The sequence below is a fragment of the Pseudooceanicola profundi genome, assembly GCF_050897955.1.
GTDB lineage: Bacteria > Pseudomonadota > Alphaproteobacteria > Rhodobacterales > Rhodobacteraceae > Pseudooceanicola.
Genome location: NZ_JBPAXZ010000001.1, coordinates 2,585,630 through 2,600,000, shown reverse-complemented (window position 1 = coordinate 2,600,000; position 14,371 = coordinate 2,585,630). Strand labels below are relative to the sequence as shown.

The 14,371-nt window shown below is 63.9% G+C and carries 17 protein-coding genes (1 of these 17 only partly in view); 12 read left to right on the top strand and 5 right to left on the bottom strand.

Features of this window, described 5'->3' with window-relative positions:
* Positions 1-418, bottom strand: the 5' portion of a protein-coding gene (gene msrQ / locus ACRARG_RS13195) for a protein-methionine-sulfoxide reductase heme-binding subunit MsrQ (RefSeq protein ID WP_432690482.1). The gene continues 188 nt to the left of window position 1, outside the view; 418 of the gene's 606 nt are visible here — the first part of the coding sequence; it begins with the start codon at positions 416-418; its stop codon lies beyond the left edge, outside the window.
* On the opposite strand from msrQ, the gene ACRARG_RS13190 reads away from it, so the two are divergent.
* Positions 417-872 (top strand): DUF2306 domain-containing protein, encoded by a 456-nt coding sequence (locus ACRARG_RS13190; protein ID WP_432690481.1) that lies wholly within the window; start codon positions 417-419, stop codon positions 870-872. The genes msrQ and ACRARG_RS13190 overlap by 2 nt on opposite strands.
* On the opposite strand, the gene msrP is transcribed toward ACRARG_RS13190, so the two are convergent.
* The gene (msrP, locus tag ACRARG_RS13185; protein ID WP_432690480.1) at positions 866-1,786 is read right to left on the bottom strand and encodes a protein-methionine-sulfoxide reductase catalytic subunit MsrP; all 921 of its coding nucleotides are present in this window, start codon (positions 1,784-1,786) and stop codon (positions 866-868) included. The two genes, ACRARG_RS13190 and msrP, sit on opposite strands and share 7 nt — an antisense overlap.
* Before the next feature lie 122 nt (positions 1,787-1,908).
* Entirely contained in the window at positions 1,909-3,414 is a 1,506-nt protein-coding gene (locus ACRARG_RS13180; protein ID WP_432690479.1) for an FMN-binding glutamate synthase family protein, read from the bottom strand.
* Positions 3,415-3,821: 407 nt separating this feature from the next.
* Here ACRARG_RS13180 and ACRARG_RS13175 point away from each other — a divergent pair, with 407 nt between their 5' ends.
* Positions 3,822-4,313 (top strand): fasciclin domain-containing protein, encoded by a 492-nt coding sequence (locus ACRARG_RS13175; RefSeq protein WP_432690478.1) that lies wholly within the window; start codon positions 3,822-3,824, stop codon positions 4,311-4,313.
* Positions 4,314-4,375: 62 nt separating this feature from the next.
* Here the strand turns inward: ACRARG_RS13175 and ACRARG_RS13170 are convergent, their stop codons facing one another.
* Both ACRARG_RS13170 and clpB read right to left on the bottom strand, forming a co-directional pair.
* Complete coding sequence (locus ACRARG_RS13170) at positions 4,376-4,780, bottom strand: hypothetical protein (protein WP_432690477.1); 405 nt, start codon at positions 4,778-4,780, stop codon at positions 4,376-4,378.
* A 123-nt stretch (positions 4,781-4,903) separates the two neighbouring features.
* On the bottom strand, positions 4,904-7,522 hold the full coding sequence (clpB, locus tag ACRARG_RS13165) for an ATP-dependent chaperone ClpB (protein ID WP_432690476.1): 2,619 nt from the start codon (positions 7,520-7,522) through the stop codon (positions 4,904-4,906).
* A 199-nt stretch (positions 7,523-7,721) separates the two neighbouring features.
* Between clpB and ACRARG_RS13160 the strand changes: the two genes are divergently transcribed.
* From ACRARG_RS13160 to ACRARG_RS13115, 10 genes are all read left to right on the top strand, one after another.
* Positions 7,722-8,030: a hypothetical protein gene (locus ACRARG_RS13160; RefSeq protein WP_432690475.1), complete on the top strand. Its 309-nt coding sequence runs from the start codon at positions 7,722-7,724 to the stop codon at positions 8,028-8,030.
* Between the two features lie 82 nt (positions 8,031-8,112).
* Positions 8,113-8,874: an orotidine-5'-phosphate decarboxylase gene (pyrF, locus tag ACRARG_RS13155; RefSeq protein WP_432690474.1), complete on the top strand. Its 762-nt coding sequence runs from the start codon at positions 8,113-8,115 to the stop codon at positions 8,872-8,874.
* 406 nt (positions 8,875-9,280) lie between these two features.
* On the top strand, positions 9,281-10,804 hold the full coding sequence (gene ffh / locus ACRARG_RS13150; protein WP_432690473.1) for a signal recognition particle protein: 1,524 nt from the start codon (positions 9,281-9,283) through the stop codon (positions 10,802-10,804).
* A gap of 23 nt (positions 10,805-10,827) precedes the next feature.
* Positions 10,828-11,355, top strand: coding sequence for a GNAT family N-acetyltransferase (locus ACRARG_RS13145; protein ID WP_432690472.1), 528 nt, complete (start codon positions 10,828-10,830; stop codon positions 11,353-11,355).
* Positions 11,355-11,894, top strand: coding sequence for a GNAT family N-acetyltransferase (locus ACRARG_RS13140; protein ID WP_432690471.1), 540 nt, complete (start codon positions 11,355-11,357; stop codon positions 11,892-11,894). Before ACRARG_RS13145 ends, ACRARG_RS13140 begins: the two co-directional genes overlap by 1 nt.
* On the top strand, positions 11,891-12,391 hold the full coding sequence (locus tag ACRARG_RS13135) for a GNAT family N-acetyltransferase (protein ID WP_432690470.1): 501 nt from the start codon (positions 11,891-11,893) through the stop codon (positions 12,389-12,391). Before ACRARG_RS13140 ends, ACRARG_RS13135 begins: the two co-directional genes overlap by 4 nt.
* Positions 12,388-12,939 (top strand): GNAT family N-acetyltransferase, encoded by a 552-nt coding sequence (locus ACRARG_RS13130; protein WP_432690469.1) that lies wholly within the window; start codon positions 12,388-12,390, stop codon positions 12,937-12,939. The genes ACRARG_RS13135 and ACRARG_RS13130 overlap by 4 nt, the downstream gene beginning before the upstream one ends.
* The gene (locus tag ACRARG_RS13125) at positions 12,939-13,457 is read left to right on the top strand and encodes a GNAT family N-acetyltransferase (RefSeq protein WP_432690468.1); all 519 of its coding nucleotides are present in this window, start codon (positions 12,939-12,941) and stop codon (positions 13,455-13,457) included. The genes ACRARG_RS13130 and ACRARG_RS13125 overlap by 1 nt, the downstream gene beginning before the upstream one ends.
* A gap of 3 nt (positions 13,458-13,460) precedes the next feature.
* Positions 13,461-14,066 carry a GNAT family N-acetyltransferase gene (locus ACRARG_RS13120; RefSeq protein WP_432690467.1) on the top strand — a complete coding sequence of 202 codons (606 nt, stop codon included), beginning with the start codon at positions 13,461-13,463 and terminating at the stop codon, positions 14,064-14,066.
* Positions 14,059-14,355 carry a chorismate mutase gene (locus ACRARG_RS13115; protein ID WP_432690466.1) on the top strand — a complete coding sequence of 99 codons (297 nt, stop codon included), beginning with the start codon at positions 14,059-14,061 and terminating at the stop codon, positions 14,353-14,355. The genes ACRARG_RS13120 and ACRARG_RS13115 overlap by 8 nt, the downstream gene beginning before the upstream one ends.
* Positions 14,356-14,371 lie beyond the last annotated feature (16 nt).

Below are 14,371 nucleotides of genomic sequence, written 5' to 3'. Positions count from 1 at the left end.
GGATCGACCAGTTGTTGGAGGTCACGGCGAGCGGGATCAGCAGCACGAAGGCCGCAAAGCCCACGGTGATATACGGACGCTTGGCAATGTCGGCGAGAATCTGGGACACGATCTGAACATCGAGCACCAGCCAGATCAGAAAATGCGCCAGCACATAGAAGAAGGCGAGCAGGCCAATCGCGCGGCGGAACTTCAAAAGACGGATGCCGGCATAGCGCTGCAGCGGGGTGATGCAGAGCCCGGCGATCAGCAGCCAGAGCGCCCATTCCCCCATCTGATGTTCCATGGCCTTGACCGGATCGACGCCAAGTCCGCCGGTCAAGCCAGTATAGAAGAGCCAGACCGGGGGAATGGCCCCCACTACATAAAACGGCCATGCGGGTACCTGCCGCAGGGCGGAATTCACCGAATCTGTCATGCTGGACCAAAGACCTTTCGATCCTGCCCGTTTTGCTTCGGTTGATGCCATGTCACTTGCTCCGCTTCTTGCTGAAGGCCCGGTGGCCGTCATTCACACTATACTGGCCGTGATGGCCTTCCTGCTTGGCCTTGTTCAGATGGCGCTGCGCAAAGGCACGCGGCGGCACAGGATGGCCGGCTATGTCTGGCTGGGCCTGATGGCGGTCGTGGCCCTGACGTCTTTCTGGATACATACGATCCGGACCTTCGGGCCGTTTTCGGCGATCCACCTGTTGTCGACACTGACGTTGATCGTGATCGTTTACGGGATTTGGACCGCCCGCACGCACAGGGTGCAGGCGCACCGGCGATCCATGATCTTTCTCTTTGTGGGCGCTCTGGTCATTGCGGGCGGGTTCACCTTCCTGCCCGACCGCGCGATCCACGACATGTTCTTCGGCGCCTCTCAGTAGTTCTTCTTGAGGTCCATGCCGGCATACAGGCTCGCGACCTCTTCGCCATAGCCGTTGAACATGTCCGTCTTGCGCCGCGACCCGAACAGCCCGGACCCGATCACCCGTTCCGAGGCCTGCGACCAGCGTGGATGGCTGACTTCGGGGTTCACGTTGGAATAGAATCCATACTCCTGCACCGCCGCGTCGGACCAGGAGGTGAAGGGTTCGTCTTCCTGCAGGGTGATGCGCACGATCGATTTGATCCCCTTGAAGCCGTATTTCCACGGCACGACCAGCCGGATCGGCGCGCCGTTCTGATTGGGGATGTCCTTGCCGTAGATGCCGGTGGCGAGGATGGTCAGCGGATGCATCGCCTCGTCCAGGCGCAGGCCCTCGCGATAGGGCCAGCGCAGCACGGGGTAGCGCAGGCCCGGCATCTCCTCCGGGCGTTCCAGCGTCTGGAAGGCCACATATTTCGCGCCGGACTGGACACCCGCGCGGTCGAGCAGCGATTTCAGCTCGAATCCGTTCCAGGGGATGACCATGGACCAGGCCTCGACACAGCGCATGCGGTAGATACGTTCCTCCACCTGCGCCTTCGACAGGATGTCCTCCAGCGTGTAGTCGCCGGGGTTGTCGACCATGCCGTCGATCTTGATCGTCCAGGGGCTGGTGGTCAGGGTGCCGGCATTCGCGGCCGGATCGGTCTTACCCGTGCCGAACTCATAATAGTTGTTGTAGTTCGTGATATCCTCAAACGAGTTGGGCTCCAGGCCCTCGGGCGCCGCCAATGCGGGGCCTGCGATCGAGCCGAGCCCAAGCCCCGCGGCGCCGGCCATGATCTGGCGACGGTTGAGGTAGAGGGATTCATCCGTCACGTCGCGGTCCTTGAACCGGCGTTTAAAGTCTGGGCTCCTGAACAGTCGGGCCATGGTCGTACCTCCGCTTTCCCTGCGTGTTACCTAATCTACGAGGTAAAGCAGGGTGCGGTTTCAACAAAATGACCTGTTCTCAACTCACCGTGCTGTGATTGAAATAATTTAACCGGCGGCGATCAGACCCGCGCCTTATTCACATCACCCGCATCATGGCTGGGGCGCATCCGCGACAGCAGCACCGACTCGCCATTGGCCTGCACGACCCGCACATGATGGCGGCGCATCCGGCGCGGTTCGTTCACGCCGACAGAATGGGCGATCGTCTCCACCTCGTGGATCATCTGCAGGGCAAAGTTCGCGACCTTCTCGAACTTCTGCTCCGGCACCAGGCCGCGCTGGAGATGCGGCTGGTGGGTGGTGATGCCCGTGGGGCAGGTGTTCTTGTTGCATTTGAGCGCCTGGATGCAGCCCAGCGAGAACATGAACCCCCGCGCGGAGGTCACGAAATCCGCGCCCGCGCAGATGGCCCAGGCCACGTCCGACGGGTTCACCAGCTTGCCCGAGGCGATGATGCGGATGCGGTCATGCAGACCAAAGCGGTCGCGCATGTCGGTCATCCTGAGGAGAGCTTCCCGCAGGGGCATGCCGACGAGGTCGATCAGCGGCATGGGCGCGGCGCCGGTGCCGCCCTCCCCACCGTCGATGGTGATGAAGTCGGGCGCATGGATGGCGCCGCGTTCAAGGATCAGCTGGAAGAGGCTTTCATAGGTGTCGGAGGAGCCGATCACCGTCTTGAACCCCACCGGCTTGCCCGTCACCCGGCGGATATGGGCAATCTGGTCCAGCAGATCGCTGAACGAGCGGATCTCCGGATGGCGGTTGGGGGAGATGCTGGCCTCTCCCTTGCGGATACCGCGGATCGCCGCGATCTCGGCGGAGACTTTCTCCGCCGGCAGGATGCCACCCTTGCCGGGCTTGGCACCCTGGGCAATCTTCAGCTCGAACATCTTGACCTCAGGGATGGCCGCGACCTCCCGCAGTTTTTCGTCCGACAGATTGCCGTCCTCGTCCCGCACCCCGTATTTCGCCGTGCCGATCTGGAAGACGATGTCGCAGCCGCCCGACAGGTGATAGGGCGACAACCCCCCTTCCCCGGTGTTCATCCAGACGCCGGCCTTCTTGGCGCCCCGGCTCAGCGCCTCCACCGCCGGGCGGGAGAGCGCGCCGTAAGACATGCCAGAGATGTTGAAGATCGAGGGCGCGTTGAAGGGCTGCTTGGCATAGGGCCCGATCACCAGCGGCTTGGTGATGGCGAACTGGTCGTCCAGCGGCGGGAAAGCGGAGTTCACGAAGATCGGTGTGCCCGGGATCGACAGATTGCGGGTAGAGCCGAAGGCCACGGTGTTACTCTTGCCGCTGGCGGAATGGTAAATCCAGTCGCGCTGCGCCCGGTTGAAGGGCATCTCCTCCCGGTCCATGGCAAAGAAATACTGGCGGAAGAATTCGCCCAACGTGGAGAAGAGATAGCGGAAGCGGCCGATCACCGGGTAATTGCGGCGCACCGCGTCGCCGGTCTGGAAGCGGTCGAGGACGAACAGGACCAGCACAGCGATCAGGGCCAGGCCAATGGCCAGCACAAAGATCAATGCGAGGTATTCGAGGATTGTACCGATAATGCCCATGTCCAACTCCTGACCGCTGCGGGGCGGCCGAAGGGATGCTGCCGCATGGCCGCCCGCCCGGCCACCTTGGCGCGGGAGTGTGAAGGCGACAAGACATCGCGTTCGGGTTTCTTTCGATAATCAGTTGGTTGGCGGGCAGTGCCTGCCGCCTCCCCACTGCAGATGCGTGACATAGTATAGCTCGCGCGCGCGCGCGAGGCGCAAGTTGGCGCGACCGGAGAAATTATCCGCTCTGGCGTCACATGATTGTCAGTGGAAACCTGAGCGGCGGGCAGCTTAGGCCGATCCGGCCCCGGTCAACCTGCCTCCACGTCAACGTGATGATCATCCGCGCGGTCCGCCCCGCCGTAGCCCTTGCGATGCCACAGGAAATTCACCGGCATTTTTTGAAACCGAAAGGACAGACCATGTTTCGCAGAACGCTTTTGACCCTCACCGCAGCCGCCGCCCTGATGTCCGGCCCCGTGCTGGCGGAAAGCCATATGGCCAAGAAGGATATCGTGGAAACCGCGACCGAGGCCGGCGATTTCGCCACCCTGCTGGCCGCTGCCGAGGCCGCAGGCCTTGTCGACACGCTGAAGGGCGATGGCCCCTATACCGTTTTCGCCCCCACGGATGAGGCCTTTGCTGCCCTGCCCGAGGGCACCGTCGACAGCCTGCTGATGCCCGAGAACAAGGACCAACTGACGGAAATCCTGACCTACCACGTTGTGCCGGGCAAGGTGATGTCCACCGATCTGAGCGATGGCATGATGGCCGCAACGGTCGAGGGTGAGGATATCACGGTATCGCTGGGTGACAGCGTGATGGTGAACGAAGCCACCGTCGTAATGCCGGATGTGGAGGCCTCCAACGGCGTCATCCACGTCATCGACGGCGTTCTGATGCCGAAGAGCTGATCTTCGCGGTCAGAGTTGCGAGGGCCCGCCGGAGCAATCCGGCGGGCCCTTTGCGTGACGCTTCAGAGCGTGGCGCAGTTGGTGTATTTCAGCGGGCCGGGCATCGCGTCGTCGCCATAGTCGCGGCGGATGAGGGTATCGCCGCCGCTCTGCACGTCGAGCACCATCTGGCGCGTCCAGCTCATGCCCTCCCCGGTGAAGCTGAAATCACCCTCGATCCGGGTCGACTCTGCCTTGGTCAGGGCGGTCAGTGTGCCGCGGGATTCGTAGAAGGTGAGCGTGGTGCCACCCACGACCATCAGCCCCTTGGCCACATCGGCCATGGCGGGGTTGCAGTCATTGGCTGACAGACCCCAGCGGCCCTGAATGGCCTCTGGTATCCCGGCGGATGTTGTCGGCGGAGGCTGGGTCTCCGGCATGCAGGCAGCCAGCAGGGCAACGCCGGTCAGCGGAAGAAGCGGTTTCATATCGGTCTCCTTTACGGGGCCCGGGTTAACGCGGGCGGCAGGCGGGACGTTCCCTGCGGCGGCGGTCCAAGAAAAAACCCGCCGGGTGGGGCCCGGCGGGTTTCGTTGTTCATATGGGGCAGGTCAGTGGACCGTGGCCTCATCGGGCTTGTTGCGCCCCGAGGTGCCCAGCCGGTCGCCGATCAGCAGGCCATCCGCCCCGGCGGAGACCGGAACCGTATCGCCATCCTTGATGTCCCCGGACAGCAGCGCCTCTGCCAGCGGATCCTGCAAAGCGCGCTGGATCACCCGCTTCAGCGGACGGGCGCCAAAGACCGGGTCATAGCCCTCGTCCGCCAGCCATGTCTTGGCGCCGTCGTCGAGCTGCAGGTTGATCTTGCGCCCGGCCAGACGTTTGACCAACTGGCCGATCTGGATTTCGACGATGCCGCCCATATCGGCCCGGCCCAGACGGTCAAAGACGATGATCTCGTCCAGACGGTTCAGGAATTCCGGCCGGAAGTGGGCCTTGACCGCATCCATCACGTCGCGCTTGGCCTCGCCCGCATCCGCGCCGTCCGGCAGCCGGCTCAGCGCCTGGGCGCCAAGGTTCGACGTCAGGATGATCAGCGTCTGCTTGAAGTCCACGGTGCGGCCCTGACCATCGGTCAGCACGCCGTCATCCAGCACCTGCAGCAGCACGTTGAACACGTCCGGATGGGCCTTTTCGACCTCGTCAAACAGCACGACCTGATAGGGACGCCGCCGCACGGCCTCCGTCAGCACGCCGCCCTCGTCATAGCCGACATAGCCCGGAGGGGCACCGATCAGCCGGGCCACGGAGTGTTTCTCCATGAATTCCGACATGTCGATCCGCACCATGGCGCTGTCATCGTCGAAGAGGAACTCCGCCACGGCCTTGGTCAGCTCCGTCTTGCCGACGCCGGTCGGCCCGAGGAACAGGAAGGAGCCCAGCGGCCGGTTCTCATCGTTCAGACCCGCGCGGGCCCGGCGGACGGCATTGGCCACGGCATGCACGGCGGCATTCTGGCCGATGACACGCTTGTGCAGCCCGTCTTCCATGCGCAAGAGCTTCTCGCGCTCCCCCTCCAGCATTTTGGAGGTCGGGATACCGGTCCAGCGTTCGACAACCTGGGCGATCTGCTCCGGCCGCACGGCCTCTTCGACCATGACGCCCTCGGCTTCCTGCTGTTCGGCCTCGCCCAGCTGTTTCTCCAGCTGCGGGATGACGCCGTAGGAGAGCTCTCCGGCCTTTGCCAAATCCCCCTGACGCTTGGCGATTTCCAGATCGGCGCGGGCGCGGTCGAGCTGTTCCTTCAGCGCACGTGCCTCGCCCAGCTTGTCGCGTTCAGCCTGCCATTTGGCGGTCATCTCGGCCGAGCGTTCCTGCAGGTCGGCCAGTTCCTTTTCGCGGGTGGCGAGACGGTCCTGGGAGGCCTGGTCATCCTCGCGTTTGAGCGCTTCGACCTCGATCTGCATCTGCAGGATCTGGCGGTCGAGCTGGTCAAGCTCCTCAGGTTTCGAATCCACCTCCATCCGCAGACGGGAGGCGGCCTCGTCCACAAGGTCGATGGCCTTGTCGGGCAGGAAGCGGTCGGTGATGTAGCGGTGCGAGAGCGTCGCGGCAGCCACCAGCGCAGAGTCGCTGATCCGCACGCCGTGGTGCAGCTCGTACTTCTCCTTGATGCCGCGCAGGATGGAGATCGTGTCCTCCACCGTCGGCTCATCCACCTGAACCGGCTGGAACCGCCGTGCCAGCGCCGCGTCCTTTTCGACGTATTTGCGATATTCGTCGAGCGTGGTGGCGCCGATGCAGTGCAGCTCCCCGCGGGCAAGCGCCGGTTTGATCAGGTTGGCCGCATCCATCGCGCCGTCGGTTTTGCCGGCACCCACGAGCGTATGCATCTCGTCGATGAAGAGAATGATCTCGCCCGCGGCGGTCTCGATCTCCTTCAGGATGGCTTTCAGGCGCTCTTCGAACTCACCGCGATATTTCGCACCGGCGATCAGCGCGCCCATGTCGAGCGCGAGCAGCTTCTTGTTCTTAAGGCTTTCGGGCACGTCGCCGTTGACGATGCGCAGGGCCATGCCCTCCGCAATCGCCGTTTTACCGACGCCGGGTTCCCCGATCAGGACCGGGTTGTTCTTGGTGCGGCGCGACAGGACCTGCATGGAGCGGCGAATTTCGTCGTCACGCCCGATGATGGGGTCGATCTTGCCTTCCTCGGCGGCCTTGGTCAGGTCGCGGGCATATTTCTCCAGCGCCTCGAAGGTGTCTTCGGCATTGGCACTGTCTGCGGTCCGGCCCTTGCGCACGTCGTTGATCGCCTCGTTCAGTTTCTGGGCCGACACGCCGCCGGCCTCCAGCGCATCCTTGGCCGGGGATTTGACCAGCGCAAGCGCGGTCAGGACCCGTTCGACGGGCACAAAGCTGTCCTTGGCCTTTTCGGCGACCTTTTCGGCCTCCGCGATGACGCGGACGGTGGCATTGTCCATGTAGACCTGCCCCGCATCGCCGGTGACGGCGGGGATCTTTTTCAGCGCGGCCTCGACCGCCTGAACGACGGATTTGGCATTGCCGCCGGCCTTGGCGATCAGGTTGCTGGCCAGACCTTCGGGGTCATCCAGCAGGGCTTTCAGGATATGTTCGGGGGTGAGCCGCTGATGATTTTCGCGGATCGCGATCGTCTGGGCCGCCTGGATGAATCCCCGCGCCCGTTCCGTGAACTTGCTCAAGTCCATGGCTGTTCTCCTTTTCAAAAGCGTTCCTCTTGGACCACCCTCGAGAGGCATGGTGCCGTGGAACCTCACGACCAAGATGGGGAGCGATCTGAGCGGGTTCAAGCCGATGTGAGCGGGATTTCGGGAACTTCAGCACCAGATCGGGTGTTTTTCCCTCGAGGCTCCCCCATATGGGGAAATGAAGCAGAAGGAGGGTCCGATGACCACGATCACGCCCGAAATCCGAACTGTCACCTATAATCCCGCCAGCCGGGCCTTCGAGGCCCGCGTGACCATTACCGACGCCGGCGAGGTCTATACCTACCCCTGCGCCCTGCGCGCATCGCTTGATCTTGAGATGGGGTCGGTCAAGAAATCGCTGGCCGAGATGGCGATGCGCCGTCATTCCCGCGACCATCGCGGGCTGCGGTCGCACCGGCCCGAGAATGTGCTGGCCGCCCATGTGCCGACAGAAGTCATGGCCGCGACAGAGGCGCTCTGGCAGCGGTTGCTGGGCCGCGCGGCCTGAATTCCGGCGACTACCCGGCATAGCAGGGTTGACGCGGGGGACGTCCGGCGCAACAAGCGGGAAATCCTGCCGGAGGTTGCCGATGACTGCCCTTGCCGCTGAGCGTTCCCCCGAAACCCCGCCCGACCCGAGAGACCGGCTGATCGTTGCGCTCGATGTGCCGAATGCCGTTGCAGGGCTCGAACTGGCCGCGACCCTGGGCGATGCGGTCAGCTTCTACAAGATCGGTCTGGGCATGCTGACCGGCGGCGGTCTGGCGCTGGCCAATGAGCTGAAGCAGGAGCATGGCAAGCGCATCTTCCTCGACATGAAGCTTTTTGACATCGGCGCGACGGTAGAGGCGGCGGTGCGCGGGCTGGTGCAGTTCGATCTGGATTTTTTGACCGTCCATGGAGACCCGCATGTGGTGCGGGCGGCGCGTGAAGGCGCCTCCGGGTCGCAGACGAAGATTCTTGCGGTGACAATCCTGACCTCGCTGGACCGGGGCGACCTAGATGCGAGCCTGATCGTGCCGGGCACCCCGCGCGATCTGGTGGTGGAGCGGGCGGCGCGGGCGCTGGAAGCCGGGGCGGACGGCGTGATCTGTTCGCCGCAGGAGGCCGCGGCGATCCGGGCGCTGCCGGAGGCGGAGGGGCGGCTGATCGTGACGCCGGGGGTGCGGCCCCTGGGTGCGGATAAGGGGGATCAGAAGCGTATTGCGACGCCTGCTGTCGCGATCAAGGACGGGGCGGATCACGTCGTGGTCGGGCGGCCGGTCTGGAAGGCCGAGGACCCGCGTGCGGCGGCCGTGGCGATCCAGACCGAGATCCGGAACGCCTGGAGATCGAACGGCAGTTTCGCCTGATGATTTTGCCTGAGTGTCGACCGCCTTGCGGCGGCCGACCGGGTCGGGGGGCGCTGCCCCCCTCTTGAGCCTGCGGCTCAATTCACCCCCCGGAGTATTTCCGGAAAGATGAAACTGGTAGGATTTGTTCTGTTGGCAACGGTCCCCTGCGTCACAGCTGTGTAATCCTGTTCGCCCGGATTCCTTGACAGCAAGGGTTATGGGGCCTAAACGGCCCGTCAATACCCGGAGTCTATCGTGATTCCGGTCCCATGGCCTTTGCCGGGATCGCCATCAGTCAGCGCGACGCGCCCACTGGTGCCGTTGGTCTTTGCTCCGGTTTCAATGCCGGTCACGGGTTGTTCGCATCGCCGTCCCCGCCCACATCGGGGACATTGTCATTCAGAGGCCTAAGGAGGGCCGGGGCATGTTCGAAAATCTATCCGACCGCCTCTCCGGCGTCTTCGACCGGCTGACGAAGCAGGGCGCGCTCTCCGACGAGGATGTGAAAACCGCGCTGCGCGAGGTGCGGGTGGCCTTGCTGGAGGCGGATGTTTCGCTGCCGGTGGCGCGGGATTTCGTGAAGGCGGTGCAGGACAAGGCAACCGGGCAGGCCGTCACCAAATCGGTGACGCCGGGCCAGCAGGTCGTGAAGATCGTGCATGACGAGCTGGTGCATGTGCTGGCCGGCGACCCGGAGGCCGATCCGGGCAAGCTGCGCATCGACAATCCGCCGGCGCCCATTCTGATGGTCGGCCTGCAGGGGTCGGGCAAGACCACGACCACCGCGAAGCTGGCCAAGCGGCTGAAGGAGCGGGAGGGCAAGCGGGTGCTGATGGCCTCGCTCGACGTGAACCGCCCGGCGGCGATGGAACAGCTGGAGATCCTCGGGCGGCAGATCGGCGTGGATACCCTGCCGATCGTGAAGGGTGAGGATCCGGTTGCGATTGCCAAGCGCGCCAAGACCCAGGCGGCGATGGGTGGCTATGACGTTTATATGCTGGATACTGCCGGCCGGCTGCATATCGACCAGGAGCTGATCGCCCAGGCCGCCGCTGTGCGCGACGTGGCGCAACCCCGCGAAACGCTTCTGGTGGTTGACGGGCTGACTGGCCAGGACGCCGTGAACGTCGCGACGGAGTTCGACGACAAGATTGGCGTGACGGGCGTGGTGCTGACCCGGATGGATGGCGACGGGCGCGGCGGTGCGGCGCTTTCCATGCGCGCAGTGACCGGCAAGCCGATCCGCTTTGTCGGCCTGGGCGAGAAAATGGAGGCGCTGGAGACCTTCGAGCCGGACCGGATCGCGGGCCGTATCCTCGGGATGGGGGATATCGTCAGCCTCGTCGAGAAGGCGCAGGCGACGATTGAGGCCGAACAGGCCGAAAAGATGATGAAGCGGTTCCAGAAGGGCCGGTTCAACATGAACGATCTGAAGATGCAGCTGGAGCAGATGCTCAAGATGGGCGGCATGGAAGGCGTCATGGGGATGATGCCCGGCATGGGCAAGATGGCGAGCCAGGTCAAAGAGGCCGGGTTCGACGACTCCATTCTCAAGCGGCAGATCGCGCTGATCCAGTCGATGACCAAGATGGAGCGGGCCAATCCGCAGATCCTGCAGGCCAGCCGCAAGAAGCGGATCGCGGCGGGGTCCGGCATGGATGTGGCCGATCTGAACAAGCTGCTGAAGATGCACCGCCAGATGGCGGATATGATGAAGAAGATGGGCAAGGGCGGCATGCTGAAACAGGCCATGAAAGGCATGTTCGGAAAGGGCGGCGGCATGCCGGAGGGGATGGACCCTGCGGCGATGGACCCCAAAGCACTGGAAAAGGCCGCAAAGCAGATGGGCCAGATGCCGGGCGGCATGGGTGGCATGGGCAAAGGCCTGCCCGGTCTTGGTGGCGCGGCGCTGCCGCCGGGTCTCAGCGGGTTTGGCAAAAAGAAATGATTGCGGCGGCGCCCCTCTTTCCGGTGATCGAAACCGAGCGGCTGAGATTGATCTGTCCTGCCGGGCCGGATTTCGATGCCGCGGGGGCATTTCTGCTGCCGAGCTCGCCCAAGTTTCTGGATAATGATCCGGATGACGAGGCGATCTGGTGGTCCGTTGCCACGATCATCGGCCACTGGCATCTGCGCGGATATGGCATGTTCGCGGTCACATCGCGCGAGTCAGAAGAACTCTACGGGCTCGTCGGGCCATGGTTTCCGCGCGGCTGGCCCGAGCCGGAACTGTCGTGGAACCTGACCGAAGACGCTGTGGGCCGGGGCATCGCACAGGAGGCTGCCCGCGCCGTCCTGGACTGGCTATTTGTCGAACGGCACTGGCCAACGGTGATTTCGCTGGTCGACCCCGACAATGAGCCCTCTGTCCGGCTTGTTGAACGGCTGGGCGCGCGTCGGGAGGGCATGTTCTGTCATCCGCGGGCCGGCGATTTCCGCATCTGGCGTCATATGCCGCGCACCCATGCAGGGCGTAAGCTGATGGAAGGTTTCGCATGATGCCGATCCCTGTCCTCACCACAGAACGGCTGACCCTGCGCGGCCCTCAACTCTCCGATCTGGACACGATCACGGAGTTTTACGCATCCGATCGGTCCCGGTTTGTCGGCGGCCCGATGGATCGCGAGAAGGTCTGGCGTCACCTGGCCTGTGAGATCGGGCACTGGACGCTCTGCGGATACGGCCGTTGGACTGTCACTGTCACCGGCGACGACCGGGCGATCGGCATGGTCGGTCTCTGGAACCCGGAAGGCTGGCCGGAGCCTGAAATCGGCTGGGATCTCTACGCTGGAAACGAGGGCAAGGGCTATGCGACGGAGGCGGCCGCGGCCGCGCGCGCCTATGCCTATGATGTGCTTGGCTGGAACACCGTGATCAGTCTGGTGGCGCCGGAGAATTCCGCCTCTGCCCGTGTGGCGCAACGTCTCGGGGCGGTCCGCGATGCGGATTTCAATCATGTCCGCTTCGGTCTGGTTCATGTCTATCGCCACCTCGGCCCGGATGCGCTGGAGAATGGCGGTATGGGGGCCTACGCATGATCGCCCCGACCCTCAGCGATGGCACCGTGACCCTGCGGGCGCACCGGATGGCTGACATGGATGCCTTCTGGGACTTCTTCCAGTCGCCGCGCGCGCGTTATGTCGATGGGCCCGGGAATCGCTCGCATCTGTGGTATGGGTTCGCCTCCGAGGTCGGAAGCTGGGCGCTTTGCGGTCAGGGCGGGTGGGCCGTCGAGACGCCCGACGGGCGGCTCGCGGGGCAGGTCGCCGTGACCCAGCCGCCGCATTTCGCGGAACGGGAGCTGGGCTGGATCCTCTTCGACGGGTTCGAAGGTCAGGGGCTCGCCTTCCGTGCCGCGACGATGGCACGGGACTGGGCCGTGGCGGATCGCCCGGATGCGCCGCTCGTGAGCTATATCCACCGCGACAATGCCCGTTCCATCGCGCTGGCGGAACGTCTGGGCGCGCATCGCGATGATACGGCAGAGGCCCATGATGCCGACGATCTCGTTTACCGTCACCGGAGCGCCGCATGACCCTGCCCCGCCTCACCCCGGTTCATGAGATCCCCGTCCCCGTGATCGAGACGGAGCGGCTGATCCTGCGCGGCCCCAAAGGCTCGGACTTTGAGAATTTCGCCGCTTTCCGGAAGGATCCGGAGCGGACGAAATTCATCGGTGGGCCGGATGCCTCGGATTTCCATGTCTGGCAGGCCTTTACGCGCGGCATCGGCCATTGGATGTGGCACGGTTACGGGTTCTGGACGCTGGAAGATCGCGCCACGGGACAGAACATCGGCGGCGTCGGCATCGTGCATCATCTTGGATGGTCCGAGCCGGAGATCGGCTGGAACGTCTATCTCGGCTCCGAAGGCAAGGGTTATGTCGCCGAGGCCGCCCGCGCCATCCGGCCATTTGCCTACAAGACCTGGGGGATCGGTCCGCTGATCTCTCATATTCACCCCGAGAACATGCGGTCGCGTGCCGTGGCGGAACGCCTTGGTGCAACCGTGGAACAGGAAATCCAACTGCTGGGCGAACCCTGCCTGATCTACCGGCACCCCGACCCGGCGGGAGCAGAGTGATGAGTACCGATATCAAAATCCCCGAATTCGACACCAAACGCATCCACCTGCGCGGCGGCGTCCTGACAGATATCGATCCGCTGGATGCGTTCTTTTCCAGCGACGATTCCCGCTATGTCGGTGGGCCTAATCCGCGCGCGCATACCTGGCAGGCGCTCTGCGCCGGGATCGGGCACTGGGCGCTGCGGGGCTTTGGCCTGTGGATGCTGACGGACAAGGCGGATGGCACCGTCATGGGCGTGGCCGGTCTGCAGCAGCCCGACGGCTATCCTGAGCCGGAGCTGATCTGGGTTATTTTCAATGAATTTTCCGGCCAGGGGCTGGCCAAGGAGGCCGTGAACGGCATCCGTGGCTTTATCGCTCGGGAATACGGGATCACCCGGCCCATCAGCCTGCTCTATCCGGAATACAAGACTGTCGTGAAGATGGCGGAATCCATCGGTGCGCAGCGGATCGAGGATATCGAGATTCCGGACGGGCTCGTCCCCGCCTGGCGCCATGCGGAGCCCGGTGTCTGAGCCATGGCCGCGCCCGTCATCCCCGTCATCGAAACTGAACGTCTGGTCCTGCGTGGGCCGGAGGCGGCGGATTATCCGAATTTCAAGCATACTTTCAGCTCCTACCGGTCGCGGTTCATCGGCGGGCCGCTCAATGCCTATGAGACATGGATGCTTTACGCGGCAGAGATCGGGCACTGGCAGATCCGCGGCTATGGCATGTGGATGATCCACGACCGCAAGAGCGATGCGACGCTCGGCATGGCCGGCGGCTGGAAACCCGCGCAATGGCCGGAGGCAGAGATCGCCTGGATCATCTGGCCGGACACCGCCGGACGGGGTTATGCGCTGGAGGCAACCGATGCCGCGCGGCGCTATTTCTACACCGAACTCGGGTGGGAGGGTGCCGTCAGCTACGTCGATCCCAAGAATCTCGATTCGATCCGCCTGGCCGAACGGCTTGGCGCCAAGAAGGACCCGGAGGCGCCGACGGTGGACGGCAATGACGTCTGCTATCGCCACCCCTCCCCCGCGCAGCTGAAGAACAGCCAGATCGCCGATGGCATCGCGCTGGAAATCCGCTCCTACCAGGACCCGCTGTTCAAGCCGAAAGGATACGCCCTTGACTGACGACGTGACGCGCGCCGCCGAGGTCCTGAAAGGACATCGCGAAAGCATCGACCGGCTCGATGCGATCCTCGTCTACACGCTGGGCGAGCGGTTCAAACATACCCAGGCCGTGGGCAAGCTGAAGGCGGAGCATGACCTGCCCCCTTCCGACCCCAGCCGGGAGGCCGTGCAGATTGCACGGCTCGAAGAGCTTGCGACCGAAGCGGATCTCGATCCCGACTTCGCCAAGAAATTCCTGAATTTCATCATTCAGGAGGTGATCCGGCATCACCGGCAACACCAATCCTAGGACGGGGCCGCGCCCT